Origin of the sequence: Clostridium sp. JS66, from assembly GCF_033561535.1 — a bacterium.
GTDB lineage: Bacteria > Bacillota > Clostridia > Clostridiales > Clostridiaceae > Clostridium_AM > Clostridium_AM carboxidivorans.
Genome location: NZ_CP131467.1, coordinates 4,243,058 through 4,264,014, shown reverse-complemented (window position 1 = coordinate 4,264,014; position 20,957 = coordinate 4,243,058). Strand labels below are relative to the sequence as shown.

At 30.7% G+C, this 20,957-nt stretch carries 10 protein-coding genes and 1 riboswitch; of the genes, 7 read left to right on the top strand and 3 right to left on the bottom strand.

The genetic code is table 11. The features are described from left to right. Positions 1–29: 29 nt before the first annotated feature. Both Q6H37_RS19865 and Q6H37_RS19860 read left to right on the top strand, forming a co-directional pair. Complete coding sequence (locus tag Q6H37_RS19865) at positions 30–2,069, top strand: leucine-rich repeat domain-containing protein (protein WP_318735688.1); 2,040 nt, start codon at positions 30–32, stop codon at positions 2,067–2,069. 38 nt (positions 2,070–2,107) lie between these two features. Then, on the top strand, positions 2,108–3,130 hold the full coding sequence (locus Q6H37_RS19860) for a cell wall-binding repeat-containing protein (protein ID WP_318735685.1): 1,023 nt from the start codon (positions 2,108–2,110) through the stop codon (positions 3,128–3,130). A gap of 147 nt (positions 3,131–3,277) precedes the next feature. Here the strand turns inward: Q6H37_RS19860 and Q6H37_RS19855 are convergent, their stop codons facing one another. Beyond that, on the bottom strand, positions 3,278–4,834 hold the full coding sequence (locus tag Q6H37_RS19855; RefSeq protein WP_318735684.1) for a transglutaminase domain-containing protein: 1,557 nt from the start codon (positions 4,832–4,834) through the stop codon (positions 3,278–3,280). Between the two features lie 197 nt (positions 4,835–5,031). Here Q6H37_RS19855 and Q6H37_RS19850 point away from each other — a divergent pair, with 197 nt between their 5' ends. Continuing rightward, a complete protein-coding gene (locus tag Q6H37_RS19850; protein WP_318735682.1) occupies positions 5,032–7,620 on the top strand; it encodes a 3'-5' exonuclease in 2,589 nt (862 codons plus the stop codon). Positions 7,621–7,696: 76 nt separating this feature from the next. Here the strand turns inward: Q6H37_RS19850 and Q6H37_RS19845 are convergent, their stop codons facing one another. Then, positions 7,697–9,034, bottom strand: a complete 1,338-nt coding sequence (locus tag Q6H37_RS19845) for an APC family permease (protein ID WP_318735680.1) — start codon at positions 9,032–9,034, stop codon at positions 7,697–7,699. 430 nt (positions 9,035–9,464) lie between these two features. Next, a riboswitch (glycine riboswitch) is annotated at positions 9,465–9,563 on the bottom strand. 126 nt (positions 9,564–9,689) lie between these two features. Beyond that, positions 9,690–9,851, bottom strand: coding sequence for a rubredoxin (gene rd / locus Q6H37_RS19840; protein WP_318735677.1), 162 nt, complete (start codon positions 9,849–9,851; stop codon positions 9,690–9,692). A gap of 352 nt (positions 9,852–10,203) precedes the next feature. On the opposite strand from rd, the gene Q6H37_RS19835 reads away from it, so the two are divergent. From Q6H37_RS19835 to yjeM, 4 genes are all read left to right on the top strand, one after another. Then, positions 10,204–13,851, top strand: coding sequence for a beta-L-arabinofuranosidase domain-containing protein (locus Q6H37_RS19835; RefSeq protein ID WP_318735674.1), 3,648 nt, complete (start codon positions 10,204–10,206; stop codon positions 13,849–13,851). A 116-nt stretch (positions 13,852–13,967) separates the two neighbouring features. After that, entirely contained in the window at positions 13,968–17,144 is a 3,177-nt protein-coding gene (locus Q6H37_RS19830; RefSeq protein ID WP_318735672.1) for a beta-L-arabinofuranosidase domain-containing protein, read from the top strand. A gap of 26 nt (positions 17,145–17,170) precedes the next feature. After that, entirely contained in the window at positions 17,171–18,772 is a 1,602-nt protein-coding gene (locus Q6H37_RS19825) for a cell wall-binding repeat-containing protein (protein WP_318735670.1), read from the top strand. Between the two features lie 479 nt (positions 18,773–19,251). Then, positions 19,252–20,796, top strand: a complete 1,545-nt coding sequence (yjeM, locus tag Q6H37_RS19820) for a glutamate/gamma-aminobutyrate family transporter YjeM (protein ID WP_318735667.1) — start codon at positions 19,252–19,254, stop codon at positions 20,794–20,796. The last annotated feature ends 161 nt before the right edge of the window (positions 20,797–20,957 follow it).

Here is a 20,957-nt window from a genome sequence, read left to right as displayed (position 1 = left end):
ATTTAAAGGAAATAAATGGGGGAATAGAAATGAAAAATAAATTTATAATTGGAACGATTTTTGGTATTTTTTTACTATGTTCGTCTAATGTTAAAGCAGTAAACTATACAGATAATCAAACGGTAGATTCTAATAAGACATGGACAATCAAGTTTAATAATAAAATTCAATTGGATGATTTAACTAAGCAAAGTATAAGGGTAACTGATAATAGGGGCAATGCAGCAGATGTTAGTCTAAAATTAGGACAAGATGGTAAATCAATTATAGTGTCATCTCCAGAGTATGGATATGTAGGAGGAAAAAGTTATACGTTATATGTTGGAAAAGAAGTACATTCCGTAAGTGGTAGCACATTAGATGATGCTTCCATAGTGCATTTTAATGTTAAAAGAAAGTCTAGTAGTGGTGGCATAGTAACTTTCAAAGATAAAAACCTAGAACAGAAAATAAGAGATTATGTAGAAAAGGAAAGCGGAGATATTTATCAAAGTGATGTGGAAGATATAACTGAACTGTATATGGGAGACAAGCAAATCAAGGATCTTAGTGGAATAGAAAATTTAACTAATTTGAAACAGCTTAATTTATGTGGAAATGAAATTAAGGATATAAGTGAATTAAAGAATTTAGTTAATTTGCAATTTATTGATTTAAGTCACAATGAAATAAGTGATATAAGTGCATTAAAAAACTTGACTAATTTAAAAAAGCTTAATTTAGGAAATAATAAAATAAGCAATGTAAGTGAATTAAGTAAATTAGTTAATTTACAGGAACTTAATTTAGGGTACATTTCATATTATGGATTTGAAATGCCTGATCCTGAGGCAAATTATAATGAAATAAGTGATATAAGTGCGCTAACAAATTTAACAAATTTACAAACACTTAACCTAGGCTATAGTAAAATAAAGAATATAAGTGGTTTAAAAGGGCTAAGTAATTTACAAACACTTAATTTAAGCAGCAACCAAATAAGTGACATAAGCAGTTTAGTAAACGAATTAAAGGAATTAACTAATTTAAGAGAACTTAATTTATCTACTAATGAAATTAGTGATATAGGTGAATTAAATAAATTAACTAATTTAAAAACACTTAATTTAAATCATAATAAGATTAGCAATATAAATGCATTGAAAGGTTTAAATAATTTACAAACGCTTGATTTAGGAATCAATCAGATAAGTGATATAAGTGGTGCAGCAAATTCATTAAAAGAGTTAACTAATTTAAATGATCTTAATTTATACAATAATCAAATTAGTAATATAGATGAATTAAGTAAATTAACTAATTTAAAAACACTTGATTTAAGTTACAATAAAATTAGTGATATAAATGCATTAAAGGGGTTAAGTAATTTAGAAATGCTTGGATTAAGTCACAATAAAGTAAGTGATGTAAGTGTATTTAAAAATTTAACTGGCTTACGAGAGCTTATTTTGCTTGATAATCCAATAAGTAATGATGATATACAAGCTTTAAAAAATGCTTTACCTAGGTGCGAAATTAATGAGATTAGAGCTAAAAAACCTAATATATATTTGTATCCAGAAAAAACAGAAGAATTATCAGTACAAGTTACTCCTAAGGGGAGGATAACTAAATCAATTCCAGAATATAATGAAGGATGGAAGGTAACAGTTGATCCAAATGGAAAGATTGATAATACCTATGATTTCTTATTTTATGAAGCTTCAATTAATTATAAATTTACTTTGGATAAGGGCTGGATTGTAAATAAAGGCAGTTTTAATGAAGAAATGAATAGTATATTGACTTCAATAGGTTTAAATTCAAAGGAGAAATCAGATTTTATTGAATACTGGTCAAAAGAATTGAACTGGAAAAGCAGTAGATATGCAGTTTATTATCTTGATCCTAAAGAAATAAATCAAGCAATAAAGTTAAATGTATCTAAAGAACCAGACTCCATTTTAAGAGCTTATTTTTACTTTGTACCTATTAAGGATAATGAGAATTTAGAAATTAAAAAGCCTGAAATAAAACAATTTAAACGTAATGGATTTACTGTTGTAGAATGGGGCGGAATTGGTAAATAAAATTATATGCAAAATATAGATTGGAGTGATATATATAAATGTTTAGAAAAGTTTTTAGATATTTTATATGTGTGGAGGTTATATCATTATTTTTAATTACAATTTTATTAGATAATCCAGCTAAGGCAGAAGCAGGAAGAGTAACAAGAATAAGTGGTGCTGATAGATATATTACAGCAGCACAAATTGCTACAACAAATTGGAGAAATTCAGATAATGTTGTATTAGTGTCTGGAGAAGGATATGCGGATGCGGTAAGTGCTTCTGTATTAGCTAAAAAATTAGATGCTCCTATATTATTAACACCAAGTAATGCATTAGATGCAAATACTAAAGAAGCCCTAGCCGAATTAGAAGCTAAAAAAATATATATAATAGGTGGGAATGCTTCTATTTCACAGAATGTAAGAGATTGTTTAAAATCTAAATATACACTAATAGAATTAGGTGGATCAAATAGATATGAAACAAATATATCTGTTGGCAAGGAATTAATTAGATTAGGAGTAGACCCAAGCAATATTATAATGGCTAGTGGTGAAGGATTTTCAGATGCTTTGTCTGCAGCACCAATAGCTTCAGGTGAAGAACAGATTCTTTTGTTAGCTAACAATGATATAAATTATATGAAGTCAACGATTAATTTTGTAAAATCAAATAACTCAAAAGTTACAGTCGTTGGAACAGAATATGTAATAAATGATGAAATATTCAATGCAGTTAATGGTGTCTTAAGAGTCAATGGAGGAGCTGATAGATTTGATACTAATTTAAAGGTATTATCAAAATTTAGTTCATCATTGAATTTTAATAATATGTATATTGTGAATGCAAGTAGTGATGATGGATATGCAGATGCATTAGTGGCATCTGTATTAGCGGGAAAGAATAAGTCGCCATTGATATTATTAGATAGTGATGGTGCTTCATCAACAACTAATGGAATATATTTTATACGTCATAATATAAATAGAATGTCAGATTTAACTGTTATAGGCGGAACAGGAGTTATTTCAAATAATATATTTGATCAAATATATAAAAGCTTTCCATGTATTTAAGTACTAATTTTTAAAGATAGAAATTAGAGAAGTCAAAAAAATGTTGTATTAACGAATCACCATTTTAAAGAATGTAAAATATATGAGAACGTAAGTAGATTTGTGTGAAATTCAAATCTATTTACGTTCTTTAAATTACTAATCTTCTTATTTAACTGAAAATTTCATTATACCAGTTTTACTCATTTCTTTCCCTGAATCAGAAGAAATTTTTTTATTTATAACTAGATAATAAGTTTTACCTGAATCATAATTTTTTAAAGGTTCAACTATTAAAGTATCTTTATTTACATCAAACTTTAAATTAATATCTACTTTATTATTAAATTCATCTAATACATATACATTATCTTTATTTAATGCAGAAGTAGATATATTTTTATTAAATTTTATTTTCCAGGACTTATCTTTATCTACATTAGTTCTTTCTTGTAATTGTGTTGAATCATTAATATCTGCTGGATCTGCAATTTCATTAGTTACTGTCACAACACAAGTATCTTTAAAACTTCCATCATCAGATACTGCATTTATATAAACTGTACCAGGTTTTACGCCTTTCATAGTCTTTCCATCAAAATAAATTATTCCTTCTGCATTGAAGTTCCACTTTATAGAATTGTTAGAAGCATTACTTGGTAATACACTAGCAGTGAGTGAAGTAGTTTCTCCAATTTTCAAGGTTATGTAATGTTTGTCTAATTCTACAGCTTTAACGGGAATATTGATAATGCTTAAATTATATTTTGTGTCAGCAAATGGATACTTTAACATTTCCCAATCATGATCTTTTGCTAATTCATCATCTGTTAAATTGTAGTAATTATAACATACGCGATTAGGAATATCCGGTATCGGGTCATCCCATGTACAATCTAAATGATACCATTTTTCATTTAGATTTACCAAGTTCCAAATGTGATTATTAATACTGCTATTATCTACTTTACCAACAACAAGCAAATTTTTTATGCCTGCTTTATTTAACATTTTGCATGCTAAAAGTGCATAACCTTCACACATTGTGCTTCCATCATGTAAGGCACTATAAGGACTATTCTTTTTAGCAGTTTCATCATAAGCAACATTCGTAATTATGTAGTCATGTATAGCTTTCTCCTTTTGATCCTGTGTCATAGAATCTCTTATTATATTTTGAAGTATAGAATCCACTTTATTATCTACCCAAATTTCTTCATCATGTGTTAATAAATACGTTACATCAAATTTTATATCTATATTCTTATCATAGCCAGAAGAAGTTGTATTACAGGTGGTAACACAATATCCTGCATAATTATCATATGCAATAACATAATCCATTACTTTATTTGGTAATTTTGGTGGACCTGATAAATCTGAAAAATTTCCTGTATAATGTATTAAAAAATTTGTATTTTTATTGAGCATATTATCTTTAGCCAATTCTTCTAATTGTTCTATAGTATTGCAGTAGTTGTTATTATATGAAAGTAATGCTTTATTCACCTGTTGTTTATTATGAAGTTTAAAAGTTTTTTTATCTTTTGATATGTTACTTTCATTGAAATATTTTTTATTTATATCATTTACTTCAGTACTATAACTATAATGTTCAGTTATGTTTTTGGTTTCAGATGCTTGTACAAAAGTAGGTGAAAGAATAATAAAAAATATAATTAGTATGCTATATGATAATTTAGTACTTATTTTCAATAATGACACTCCTTTTGATATCAAGTAAATACGATACAATTAATTATATCATATAACTTACTTTAATTGATAAATTATATATAGATGTAAAATTATGTTTGAAAGTTAAGTGAATAATTTACTATTGAATATTAGACAGGATATCTAGAAAAAACAGCAAATAAATAGTAACATAGTACTTGTAAAGAAATTGGGGGGATAAAGCTATGAGTATGAATGAGCAGCAGGAGTTGTTGATAAATGAGCTTGAAAGAAATGTTATATTACTTGCATCAGCAGGTACTGGCAAAACAGAAACTTTGTCCAAAAGAGTTGCAAATATAATTGACAAGGGGAAGGCTGAGCCTTCAGAAATATTGTGTATTACTTTTACTAATAAAGCCTGTAAGGAAATGAAAGAAAGAATTGAAGGCATAGTAGGTGCTTCAGCAAAAGACATTACAGTAAAAACATTCCACAGCTTTTGCTTTGATGTAATTAAGCAGGAAGCTAAAAAAGGAACGGATGTGTTTACTGACTTTACAATTTTTGATGAGGAAGATTGTAGAGAGCTTATAAAATACTGTAATTATTTTGATTTTTCAGTTTCAACATTGCAAAAGTTTATTGACACTGTAAAATTGACCATTGCAAAAAATAATATTTATAGTAATGATATTATGGAAGATTGCAGCAGGGCTGTCAGTGCTGTTTTTAAAACAAATGAGGATAAAATAAATCAAATATGTACTGAAAAAGGTAATTTGAATTATAGATTAAAAGAAATCTTAAGGGATAAAGGAAGCATTTTTGTTAATTCTTATAATTCATTACTTTATCATAATCATGGTCTTGATTTTGCAGACTTAATAATTAAAGCTAAAGAGTTATTTAATAACCTAGAAGTAGTTAATTCCTATATAAATAGATACAAATACATAAATATAGATGAAGTTCAAGACACAAGTACGCTGGAGTATTCAATAATAGAAAAATTGTTTAAAGGAAACAACGTTCTAATATGTGGAGATAAATTTCAGACAATTTATGGTTGGAGAGGTTCTGAGCCTAATAGGATATTTAAAAGCTTTAAGGAAAATTATGATCCAAAAGAAATCATATTCACTATAAATTACAGAGCTACAAAAAATTTAACAGAAGCTTCGCTAAAATATCTTGAAAATGCATTTCCAATAGATATGAAGGATACCTATAAAGAAGGTATTGAGTCCGAATCAAAGGATGCTGGAGATAAGATTTCATTAAAGATAGCAGATAATTTAAGAGAAGAAGCCAGATTTATATATAATGAGGTAATAAATTTAGAAAGAAAAAGTGGAAGTGCAGATAATATATGTATGCTTACAAGAGATAATAGATATAATATAAATTTAAGTGAACAATTAAAAAGTATTATGAAACCTGAAGCTGTAAATTTTGAATTTATTTTAGTGGATCAATTTAAATTTTTTAGAAGACAGGAAATAAAGGATGTAATAGCTTTTTTAAAGCTCATTGCAAATAGATATGATTCTATAAGTTTAAAGAGAATAGTGAAGAGACTTCCAACAGGTATAGGGGATAAGACCTTTGAAGCCATTGAATCGGAAAAATACAAAAATTTAGGTATATCCTTATCAGATTTTATAGATGACAATGTGTTCAAATACGGGGATAAATATTCACTGCTTATAGATGAATTTCAGAAGGATAATATTATAGTATTTGATGTGGAGAGTACAGGAGTTGATGTAACTGAAGATGAGATTATTCAAATTGCAGCTATTAAGGTGAATAAAAATGGACAAGTAACAGAGAAATTTGAAAGATTTCTTAAGAATAATAAATCAGTCAAGAATTCAGAGCATGTTCATGGTTTTAGTGATGAATTTTTAAAGAAAAATGGCGAAGATAAAAATACTGTTTTAAAAGAGTTTGTCAAGTTTTCAGAAGGTTTAGTGATAGTTGGACATAATGTTCAGTATGATATTAATATATTGACTAGTGAACTTCGAAGAGCTGGATTGGGCAAGCCTAAATTTAAGGCTTTTTATGATACATTAGATATTTACAGAAGATTTTATCCAAATTTGAGAAATCATAAGCTTGAAACTTTAAGTCATATATTTGAAACCGAAAACAAACCAAGTCATGATGCGATGGATGATATACAAGCTACTAAGGATATTCTTGTAAGAGCCATTGAGGATGATATTATACCTACTTCAATGGAGAGAATAGCTTGTATGTCAAAATATTTAAAAGCATTTAACAATATATCTGACAAATTGAATAACCTTTTTAAAGAAGCAGAAGGAAGCAGACCTCATGATATTGTAAATAAAATTGTAAATGGCTTTAGCTTGAAAACTTTATATACTGGTGATGAAGGTAGGGAAAAGATTGAAAGGCTTAGAGATTTTTATGTACTTTTGAGGGAACTTGATAATAAAAATAAAAACAGCAGAGATTCCTTATTGGATATTATCAGAATAACTTCTCTTTCCAATGGTGAATTGGAGTCACTTGTTGTAAACAGAACTAAAAAGCCTAGAATACCAATAATAACAGTTCACCAGGCAAAAGGTTTAGAATATGAAACTGTATTTATTTCAGGTGTACAGCAAAATACATTTCCATCATATATGTCAATAAAATCAAATAACCTGGAAGAGGAAAAGAGAACCTTTTATGTGGCCATGACAAGAGCTAAAAGACATCTTTACATTACCTGCAATACTGATGGAAGATATAAAAGAACAACGAAAAGTGAGTTTATAGATTTTATACCATCAAGTTATATAAATATAGTATAAAATTTTAACTTAGTATAATAAAAATAATGCGGAGCAAAGCTTCGCATTATTTTTGTTATATTAAGTTAAAATTGAGTTATGCAATATTATCATCTGATTTTTTAAATTTATTCTTTCTAGACAAATATACAGGATAACCTATTATAGTAAGCACAATACCTATTCCAGCATTCATTGGTTGAGTGAATAAAGTGTTTAATATTATATAAGCTCCTCCTAAGATAGCTATAGCTGGTATTATAGGATATAATGGTACCTTGTATGGTCTTGGAAGATCTGGTTTGTTTTTTCTAAGTACAAACACTGCAAGGAATGTCATAACATAGAAAATCCATATTACAAAAATTAAAAGGTCTGTTAATTGATCGAATTTACCTGAAAATACTAATAGTATTGATATAATAGTTAATAATATACCTGAATTTATTGGTGTTTTAAATGAAGGATGTAATTTTGCGAGCCAAGCACTTCCTGGCAACTTATTTTCTACAGCCATTGCATATGGAATTCTCATTCCTGTTAATATATATCCATTTAATGCTCCAAATATAGAAATTAGTATACCTACAGTTATAAGCTTACCGCCTGCTGGTCCAAAGATTATAGTTGCAACATCAGCTGCTGGTGTTTTTGTTCCTGCAAGAGCAGTTGCTGGTAATACAAAAAGATATGCTACATTTATTAATAAATAAACTGCCATAACTAATGATAATCCACCAACAATTGCTTTAGGTAAATCTTTACCTGGATTTTTCATTTCTCCTGATATAGCTCCAACATTTATCCAACCATCATAAGCAAACATTGTAGCTACCAAGGCTGAACCAAGACTTGTGCCTATAGGGTGATTAACAGCTGTCATTGGGAATAATCTTGCTGCACCACCACCACCTTTCATGAGTCCAACTACTATAATTGCAAACAGTGGTATCAATTTACAAACTGTAGCTACAGTTTGAATAGCTCCACCTGTTTTTGATCCCAATGAATTCATACATGTTAAAAATATTATAACTATAATTGCTATTATGTTTAACATTGGGTCGCTTAAACCTAATAATGATATAACCTGTGTGGAAAATATTATGGCAAGTGCAGCTATATTAGCTGGAAAATATATAACCGTTTGAGCCCAACCTAAAAGATATCCCCAAACATCTCCATAAGTTTCCTCTAAGTATGCTACCATACCACCTGTTCTAGGTATTGCTGCAGATATTTCAGCAGCTGTAAGTCCGCCTGCTATAGATATAATTCCGCCTAAAATCCAAGCCATCATGCCTAATCCTGGTGCTCCAGTTGATGAAAATACCGCCCTAGGCTTAAAGAATACACCTGAACCGATAACCATACCGATAACGATTGCAAGAGCAGGAACGAGACCGATTTCCTTTTTTAATTCGCTTTTGTTCATTTTTACATTACCTCCTCAGAAAGTTTAGATTGTGATAATCTCTTATCACGATAAAATATTAACATTGTTTTTTCCTTGACTTAAGATGGATTCTATAATAATGTCTAAATTCTATATGAATTATTAAAAAATATAGATGATTTAGATAATATATTTATTATTTTTCCATTTAATTGAATTGATTTTAATTTTTATTTATTTAATCATCTTAATATAACAAGGTAAAACAATTTGGATAACTTGTTTGGTTTCATTGCTTAGTTTACTCTAGTTTTATATTGTGTATTCATTCAACATTAATAATTTTCAACAATAAAAAAGGACATGAGAGCAAAACTGCCACACATGTCCTCTGTATCTTTACCTGAGAGCTTCGATAATTAATTACCTTACACCATGGGTTCTGTTTAAAACAGTATCTTCAGAGGTTCGTCTTATATCGCTCCTGGTACCTGAAAGTTTCTGATATAGCTGTGGAACTATAACATTGCTTCTTCGGTTAACAAATGTTATCTCACGATATAATCATCCAATCTATATTAATTTATCGTAATTATATCATCAATTCAAACAATTTGCAATGTTTTTATTTATGATCACAATTGATTCTATCTAAAAAATTATTATCATATTTTTTTCTCATTTATCAGTTTTTTTATTCAGTAGTTTCAAATTGATCTTTGCCTACACCGCATAATGGACATACCCAATCTTCAGGAATATCTTCAAAAGATGTTCCTGGAGCTACTCCATTATCAGGATCACCTTGTTCAGGATCATAAATATATCCACATACAACACATACATATTTTTGCATAAAAATACCTCCTTGTTTAATTTGTAATATTAACAGTGTTTCACAATTGGGCAAAACAATACAATAAATTTGATAGTTTATTGAAAAATTATTTTACCGGATATGAATTTTTAATTATGATTTAAAGCTGCAAACTAATTTACAAAATTTAGAAAAAATTGAAAAATATAAAAAATAACTGAAAATTACAAATACTCGCACTGGAATAAAGTGTAAAATAAAGAGAATTACGACTTTATTATTTGCAGAGAAGTTAAATGATTTGTTTTTATAGATGATATAGATTAACTTTTAGAAGCAATAGCTTCTAGATTTGATAAAAAGCAAATTTTAAATTGTAGGGGGGATTTCTATGAACAAGAAAACTATTTCAGTACTTATATGCTTTGCAATGTGCATGGGTACATTACAGGGAGTTCCTTTAGAAAAAGTATCAGCAGCAAATGATATAAATATATCATTGGGACAGGATATAAGCACAAGCAAAGGTAAAACGCTCAACACATCAGTAAAAGAAGATACTGCAAGTATTGTGGCAAAATACAACTTTGATAATGCAAATGAAAACAAGATTTTAGATGCCTCTGGAAATGGCAACGATGCAACTTTAGTAGGTGGAACTAAATTAATTCCAGGCAAAAATGGAAATTCAGTAGAATTAAATGGAGATGATGGGTATGTTCAGTTACCAGATGGAATAGTAAAGGGACTTACGGATTTTACTATAACAACTTGGGTATATATGGAGAGTTCTCAAGGATATCAAAGAATATTTGATTTTGGCAATGATACAACTACAAATATGTTTCTAACTTCTTCAGGAGGAAATGCTGGAGCAAAGGGTCTTGCATTTTGTATAACAACTGGAGGGTCAAGCAAGGAGGAAAAAATCCAAAAGGGTACAGAGCTAGAAAGTGGAAAATGGGTACATGTAGCTCTTGTCGTTTCAGGTAATACAGGTACCTTGTATGAAAATGGTAAAAAGGTTGGAGAAAATACTAACATGACATTAAATCCTTCCAAGTTAGGAGTTACAACTAAAAATTACATTGGCAAAAGTCAATATGGAGATCCAAATTTCCATGGACAAGTTGATGATTTTTGCATTTATAACAGAGCTCTTAGTGGTGCTGAAATTGCTGGAATGCTTCAATTATCAGATAAGGATATTGTAGAAGACGATAAAGCTAGTATTAATATTAGTGATACTGCTGCATCGGATTTGGTACTACCAACAACTGGTCCTTCAGGGTCCAATATTTCATGGAAATCGGACAATGAAAATGCTATTAGCAATACCGGTAAGGTAACACCTCCATTATCAGGACAGTCAGATGTTAAAGTGAAGCTTATAGCAACTATAACTAAAGGAAGTGAAAGTGATACTAGAGAATTTAATGTTATTGTTAAAGCAGGTTTGTCAGATGAAGAATGTGTAAGGAAAGATAAAGAAGCTATTTATATAGGAAATATATTTACAATAGATTCAGATTTAAAATTACCAGCAACAGGTGCCAATGGTTCAACAATTACTTGGGAATCAAAGAATACAAGTGTTATAACCAATGATGGAAAAGTTATAAGACCAGAGGCTGGCAGTGGTAATGTAAACGTTATATTGATAGCTACTATAAGTAAAGGTTCAGTAAAAGATACTAGAGAATTTGACGCTACCGTTGTTCAGAAGACAAAAGAATCAAAGATTGTAAGTATTCCTGACATTGATTTAGAAACTTCTTTAGGAACAGCACCAGAGCTTCCAATTGTAGTTACAGTTACAAAGGATGATAAATCTGTAGGTTTAGCAAATGTTACCTGGGACAATATAGACGCATCTAAATATGCTGCATCAGGAAGCTTTAAGGTAGAGGGAACTGTAGAAGGAACAACTATAAAAGCTGTTGCAAATGTAAGGGTAAGTCCATTTACTATTAAAACTAAATTTAATATGGAAAAGTTACAACCTAGTAAAATGTTAACAGCAAGTGTAAAGGCTACTAATGCTGATGTTAATAGTACACAAGTGTTAGTAATTGTAGGGTTATTTGATAAAGATGATACTATGAAAAATATATCCTATATTTCAAAGGAAATAAAGCCTGGAAGTTCGGAGGATTTGGATGCAGGGTTTAAACTGCCAGAGGATGTAAATGGTTATAAAGCAAAAGTGTTTGTATGGGGTGGAACTAATTTAAATGACACCAATATGCAGCCTTTATCAAGAGTAAGTGAACTTACAACAGATTCCACCATTGTTTCAAGTTTAGTAGCTAAAGATTTTGATCTAGGTAAGGTAACCTTGCAGTCAAGTATATTTACTGATCATAGAGATAAAGATTATACTTACTTGCTATCGGTTAATGATGATCAAATGCTCTACAATTTCCGCAGTGCAGCAGGACTTGACCTTAAAGGAGCACAGCCTTTAACAGGATGGGATGCACCGGATTGTAATTTGCGTGGTCATTCAACAGGCCATTATCTGTCTGCTTTAGCTTTAGCTTATGCTAGTTCTGGAGACGTTAAATTTAAAAACAAAATTGATTATATGATTGCTGAACTTAAAAAATGTCAAGATGCTATGTCTGTTAAGTACAGTCCAGGATTTTTAAGTGGATATTCTGAAGATCAATTTATAAAATTAGAACAGTACACAACATATCCAACAATCTGGGCACCTTATTATACTTTGCATAAAATTATGGCAGGGTTGGTTGATTGTTATCAATTTGGAGGAAATACTCAAGCTTTAGAAATTGCTAAAAAAATGGGAGATTGGGTTTATGGAAGATTGAGCAAATTACCTAAAGATCAGCTTCAAAAAATGTGGGGCATGTATATTGCAGGAGAATTTGGTGGAATGAATGAGGTAATGGCAAAGTTATATGCCATAACTGGTGATGAAAAATATTTGACTACAGCTAAATATTTCGATAACCCAAAATTGTTTATACCTATGGCCAATAATAAGGATACTTTAGGTGGAATGCACGCTAATCAACACATTCCTCAAATTATAGGAGCTTTACAGATATTTGATGAAAATAAAGATCCTAATTATTATAATATAGCCAGCAATTTCTGGAATATGGTTACTGGACATCATATTTATAGTATTGGCGGCACTGGAGAAGGAGAAATGTTTAAGGATGCAGATAAGATAGCAGAATTTATTGATGATAAAGATGCAGAAACTTGTGCTACTTATAATATGCTTAAGCTAACTAGAAATTTATTTTTGCATAATACAGATGCAAAATACATGGATTACTATGAAAGAGCTCTTTATAACAACATTTTAGGCAGTCAGGACCCAAATCCTGGAACTGGTGGTTCTTGTTATTTTACTCCATTAGGACCTGGTGAACAAAGAGGATATGATACGGATGGATTTTCTTGCTGCCATGGAACAGGTATGGAAAATCACGTTAAGTATGGAGATTCTATTTATTTTAAATCAGAAGATAAATCTACCCTTTATGTTAATTTATATATACCTTCAACATTAGATTTTCAGGAAAAAGGCTTTAAGATTACTCAAACAGGAGATTATTTAACTAATCAAGGTACAACTATCACTGTTGATGGTGAAGGACAATTGGACATTAAGCTTCGTATGCCTTACTGGGTACAAAAGGGATACACTGTAAAAATAAATGGTGTTAAGCAAAAAATTGCGGCAGCTCCAGGTAGTTATATAACTTTAAGTAGAGTTTGGACTAAAGGTGATAAGATTGATATTTCAATGCCATTTAGTTTTAGATTAGAGAGAACTCCTGATGATCCTACTAAAGCTAGTATTATGTATGGTCCACTGGTAATGGTAGGTAAGAGCGACAGTACTGATTGGATAAAGCTTAATTTAGATTCTACAGATATTTCAAAGTCCATTGCACCTACTGATGATCCTTTAACTTTTACTACTAATGGTATAACTTTAGTGCCAGAGTATAAAGCTTCTGATTGTGCTTATCATGCTTATTTCATAGTAAATAAGTAGGAGCATTAGTTGATATCCTTAAAAAGATAATCAATCAATGCACCTGACTTTAAGCAATATGTATGTACAAGCTATATATAAATTTTAAACTATAAAAATTAAGGGGGATATTTAATTTGAATAAGAAGAAAATTATATCAATAATAGTTTCTGGAATGTTTCTTTTTTCATCAATTCCTTTTAATGTAAGTGCAGCAGGAACAGATGGAAGAATAAATACAGATGTAACAACTGGAGTGAACCAAGCTTATAGTAATGGTTTAATTAATTATGTACCTTTCCAAAATGTAAAAATTAACGACAATTTTTGGTCCTCAAGGATAAAAACTAACATTGTGGTTTCAATTCCTCATGGTATTAATAAAGTAACTCAAACAACTATTCCAAACTTTGTTGAGGCGGGAAAAGCAGTAAGAGGAGAAGCACATGGTGAGGTTATTGGGCTTGCTGATTTTGGAAAGGGTAATGGAATGGTATTTCAAGATTCAGACCTTTATAAAATGATGGAAGCAATGTCAAATGCTATTGCTATGGACCCTCAAGGGGATCAGGAGATAATTGCTAAACAAGCAGAATTTAAGGCTAAATTAAATGAATGGGTTCCATTAGTAGAAGCAGCTCAGGAAAAGGATGGATACTTAGATACTTTATATTCGGCTGGATATTCAGATAATCAAGGGAACAAGTTTACTATAAAAGATAGATTTACAAACTTTTCAAATCATGAACTATATTGCATGGGACACTTCATGGAATGTGCTGTGGCTAATTATCGTGCTACAGGGGATAAAAGATTATACAATGTAGCCATTAAGCTGGCAGATTTACTTTATAATACCTTTGGACCTGCTCCTAAACGTACTGAAGTTCCAGGGCATCCGGAAGTTGAAAAAGCACTTGTTTACTTATCACAGCTTACAGATGAAATTAGTGGGAAAGGAACTGGTGATAAGTATTGGAAATTAGCAAAATTCTTTATAGATGAACGTGGTAAGGATAAAGATAAGAGAACAAGTGGATATAATGGAGATGAATATTCAGTAGATGTTCAGCCTGTTACTGATTTGACAAAAGCACCAGATGGTGCTCACGCTGTTAGAGCTACATTTTTGTTTACAGGTATGGCAGATGTGGCAAAGATTAATAAGGATCAGGCATATTTAAATGTGCTTGATAAGCTTTGGGACAACCTAACAAATGCCAAAATGTACGTTACTGGGGGAATCGGTAATACTGGCAGTGGAGAAGCTTTAGGAAAGGACTATGATCATCCTAATCAGACCTCTTACCTTGAAACCTGTGCTAGCTTGGCAAATGGACAATTTAATAAAGAAATGAATTCTATATATGGTGATGGAAAGTATGTAGACATCTTAGAAAAAACACTATATAACGGAACTCTAGTAGGTGTTAATTTAAAAGGTGATGAATTCACTTATAGTAATCCTCTGCAAACTAGTTCTAGTTCCAGAAGATCTGATTGGTTTAGTTGTGCATGTTGTCCTCCTAACCTTATGAGAACTATAGCATCCATAGGAGGAAATATATATGCTCAAAAAGATGACAATGTATATGTAAATCTTTATATTGGAAGTGAAACAACTATAGATGTTAAAGCGAGCAAGGTCAAAATTAAACAAACTTCAAATTATCCATGGGATGGAAATATTACTTTAAGTATTGATCCTACGGCAGCTGATTCTTTTCCAGTTAAACTTAGAATACCAGGCTGGGAAACAGCAGGAAACTATACTGTAAAAGTTAATGGACAAGATGTTGATAAGACTTTGTACAAAGGATATGTAACAATAAATAGAATCTGGAAAGCAGGAGATAAGGTTACATTAAACCTTCCTATGGATATTCAAAGGGTTAAGGCAGATTCCAGAGTAGCAGCAGATGAAGGAAGAGTAGCTTTTCAAAGAGGACCACTAGTTTATTGTCTTGAAGGTACAGAGAATAATAATATAGATGTAAATAATTATGTTATTAAAAAAGATGTGAAGCTTATTTCTGAATATAAATCTGACTTATTAAATGGAGTAACAGTTATAAAGGGCACAGCACAAGCAGGAAAACCTAATGATTACAAAACTGCTGATTTTACAGCTATACCTTATTATACATGGAATAATGTAAAAGATGGCGGCACTTCCATGGTAGTGTGGGTTAGAGATACTGAACCACCTTATATAGCACCAACCATAGCAAGTAAAGCTAAAGTTTCCACATCATATTGTTCATCATGGGAACATTTGGATGCTATTAACAACCAATGTGAACCAAAAGATTCCCATGATAGATCTAATAATGTATATGGTAATTGGGATAAGCATGGTAAGCAGTGGGTACAGTATGATTTTGACAAAGCCTATACAATAAGCAGTTCAGATGTATATTGGTTTACTGATGATGGTGGAATTCAGCTTCCAAGCAAGTGGAATCTTCAATACTTTGATGCAGCTACTTCTACTTGGAAAGATGTAGAACCTGTAAACCAGTATCAGCAGTTAAAATATGGAGTAGAACCAGACAAGTATAATACTTGTGAATTTAAAGCAGTTACTACAACAAAGCTAAGATTAAATGTATGGGCAGGTAAAGATCAGGGTGGTACGGAGCAATCATCCGGCATAATACAATGGAAGGTAAATGGAAATGATCCATCCCAAGGAACAAAGCAACTTGGCTCGGTATCAGTAAGTGCAGATAGCTCAAATTTGAAAGTAAACGGTACAACTAAATTATCAGTAGTTGGAACAATGAATGACAATACAACAGCGGATTTAAAATCAGCAGCTATAGAATATTCTAGTGATAATCCATCGGTTGCAGTAGTAGATAAAAATACAGGTATTGTTACTGCACTAGCTAATGGTATGGCTACAATAACAGCAAAGGTAACACTTGGAGGTACAACTGTAAGTGGAGCTGTGAAGATAAATGTAGGCTCTGGTGATGTTTCAATAGATAATTTTGTAGTAAATTCTACTTTTAATTTAACTAGTTTACAACCAGGAAAGATTTTAGATGCCAAAACTACTGTTACTAATAACAAGGGCTTTAGTAAATCGGTGTTAGCCATTGTAGGGCTTTATGATGGAAATGATAAGATGGTAAATGTATCGTTTATATCTAAAATCATACCAGCAGGTGCTACAGAGAGCTTAGATGCAGGATTTAAATTACCATCTGACACAACTAATTATAAAGTAAAAGTATTTGTGTGGGATGGAACTGATTTATCATCTTCAGCTATGCAGCCAATATCCAATATGGTTACGTTACCATAATTAATATAGAAAATGAGGTGGAAAAAATGAAAAGAGTAAAAAATAAAGTACTTTCTGCTATTATGAGCGCTATGATATTTTCTAGTCTTACAATGGCAAGACCATTAGTAAGGGTACATGCGTCTGAAGCAAATCCTATAAATAATGTAACAATTAATACAAATATATCTACTAATCAAGTAACAATACAAGGAAATATTACTTCAGGTAGTGGGAAGAATGTCACTATACAAATATTAGATCCAAATGGTTCAATAGATTATATTGGTCAAACTGTTAGTGGGGAAAATGGCAAATTTATTTTTACATTTAAATCTAATAATGCAGTAAGCGGAAGTTATAATGCCAAAATAGGTGGAGAGGAAGTAACAGCTCCATATGAACAAGTATTTTCATTTTCAGGAGGTTCATCTGGAGGTTCATCAGGTGGTAGGGACTCATCAGACAGTTCTAAAGTTTATTCACCAACAGTAGTATCAGCAGTACTATCAGGAACTAGTGCAAATGTAAGTTGGTCATCAGTTCAAAATGCAAAAGGATATTATGTATATAGATCAACAATAGCTAATGGCACATATACAAAAATAAATAGCCAGTTGATTACGACAACTTCATATAATGATACTGGATTAACAGCAGGAACAACTTACTATTATGAAATAACTGCAGTAGATTCTAATGGTATTGAATCAGATAAGAGTGCAAGCACAGCAGCAGTAAGTTTTCAAAGAATATCAGGTGCTGATAGAATGGCTACATCTATAGCAATTGCAAAGGAACAATTTAGCAGCAAACAGCCAGATGCAGTAGTGTTAGCATCAGGAAATGACTTTCCAGATGCATTAGGTGGTGCAGGATTAGCTTATAAAAACAATGCACCAATATTGTTAGTTGGAAATTCTGTAAATGACAGCAAAACTGTGTTGGATTATATTACTAATAACTTAAGCAAGGATAAAAAGATTTATGTATTAGGAGGTACTGCTTCTGTTTCTCAGGAAATATTTAATTATATAACTGCACAAGGCTATAACATAACTAGGATTGGTGGAAAGGATAGATATGAAACAAATCAAAAAATTGTAGATAATCTTAATATAGCTAAAGGTACTCCTATTGTTATTAGTAGTGGAAATAACTTTGCAGATGCACTTAGTATATCAAGTATAGCCAGCATAAATGGTTATCCAATATTGATAAATGATAAAGATAATTTATTGGCTAATGTTAGTAATTATATAACCAGCATACAGCCATCAACTATATATATTGTAGGAGGAACTGGAGTAATAAGTGCTAATATTGAAACACAAATTAAGAATTTGAATGGAAATATAAATATAGTAAGATTAGGGGGAAAAGATAGGTATGAAACATCAACACTTATAGCAGAAAAGTTTAATTTAAATACAAATATTATAACTATAGCTTCAGGATTGAACTTTCCAGATGCTTTAAGCGGATCAGTTTTAGCTGCAAGAAAAAATTCCAGTGTTTTACTTGTGGATAACAACGATGTAAGTAGACAAAAGCAGTTATTGAATAAGCAAAAAATAACTAATGTAATTGTACTAGGAGGGGAAGGTTCAATAAAAAACAATACAGTGAATTTACTATTAGAAAAATAGCTGTGAGTGAAAGTTATAAAAAATAATTAGACAAAATTATAAGTATAATATGAATAACGGAAGTATTTTCAATTAACAAGAGGTTATTTTGATTATACTTCCGTTTTCATAATTTAAATTCTTTTATAACCTTCAAATATTTTATTTATGATGTTTCTAAGTAACTGGTTATTGTAAAAATTTTTCGGCAATTCTTGCTAATTAAATTGAAAATTTTTTTATGGAAATTTCATTTCATTTACTTTTTGTTTAAGTTATTCAATAAAAAATTCATAATTTTATTTGTATTTTTTAATTTAACTTTCAAAATTCGTAATTGTGAAAATGTTTATGAAATTTAAAACCAAATTAAATATCATTAATCAAAATATACATAATTCAACCAATATTACAACTTAATGTAATTTTATTGAATTATTTGTAATATGAGATATAATAAATGTATGTAAATAATGTACAGTATGAAAGGGGATAATTATATGGAGTCAAATGAAAAGGATTACAAAAAGTCTGGTAAAAAAAAGTTGGGATTATTCGGAATAATCTTTATGATATTCGTTGCAGTTTTCGGATTTGGTAACGTTCCTCTATCTTTCTATAAGATGGGGTATGCGGCTATTCCTTGGTATATAATAAGTGCGATATTGTTCTTTGTACCATACGCATTAATGTTTTCTGAATTTGGATCTGCATTTAAAAATGAGCAAGGCGGAATTTATTCATGGATGGAAAAGTCTGTGGGACCTAAATTTGCATTTGTAGGAACATTTATGTGGTATGCATCAAATGTTATATGGATGGTATTGGTTTCATCAACAATATGGATACCAGTATCAAATTTCATATATGGTAGTGATACAACTCAATCATGGGCATTATTTGGTATTAAATCATTATCTGGACCAAAAACAATTGGTATAATCGGAATACTATGGATTATATTTGTTAACTATGTATCAAGCAAAGGATTGGACAAGATAAAGAAATTCACTGACATTGGAGGTGTAGCAGTTGTTATAATAAATATTGTTGTAGTAGTTGGCGCTTTAACAGTATTCTTTGCGCATGGTTGTCATTTTGCAGAACCTATAGAAGGTCTTAAATCATTTACTCAGTCACCAAATCATGCGTATATAGGAAATCCCTTATTAACACTTGCATTTGTTGTTTATGCATTATTTGCCTATGGTGGAGTAGAAGCTATTGCTGGTGTTGTTGATGAAACAGAAAATCCAGAAAAGAACTTTCCTAAAGGAGTTATGATTTCTGCTGTTGTTATAACAGTAGGATATTCATTGTGTATATTTTTAGTAGGTATGTTTACTAACTGGAATACAGTTATGACTGCTAAAACAGTTAACCAAGGAAATACACCTTATGCTGTTATGGCAAATCTAGGTTATGTATTAGCACAAACCTTTGGTGCAAGTCAAGCTGCTTCAATAGTTGCAGGACAATGGATGTCAAGATTTGTTGCTATATTGATGTTCTTACCATTAGTTGGTGCATTCTTTACACTTACATATTCTCCACTAAAACAGCTTATAGATGGAACACCTAAGGGACTATGGCCAGGAAGAATGGGAGAAGTTACAGACGGAATTCCTAAGTTTGCTATGGCTATTCAAGCAACAGTCGTATGTGTACTTATAGCACTTACTTCATTTGGTGGAGATTCAATGGCAAAATTGTTTGATATACTTGTTGCAATGTCAAATGTAGCAACTACACTTCCTTGTGTTTTTATAGCCTTTGCATTTGGTCCATTTAAGAGAAATAGTAACATTAAAAAGCCATTCTCAGCATTTAAGTCTGTTAAAAGTGGTGTAACTTGGTCGTTAATAGTTACAATAACAGTTGCATTAGCTAACTTCTTTTGCATAATACAACCAGCAATGAGTGGCGATTTGCCTACTTCAATATGGAGTGCTGTAGGTCCTATAGTATTCACAATAATACCATTGTTAATGTTCAGAAGATATGAAAAGCGGAATAAAGTTCATAACAATGGAGAAGTAGTTTAATTTCCTGATAAAGAACTTTAAATAAAGTATGTGCAAAAAACAATACTTGCAAAATGAGAATGAAAGTTTTCAGATGGTTTAAAAAGGTACTTCATATAGAATATTTAGTACCTTTTTTAGAAATCTAAAATTAAACAAAAAATGAAGTCCAATTTTTTATC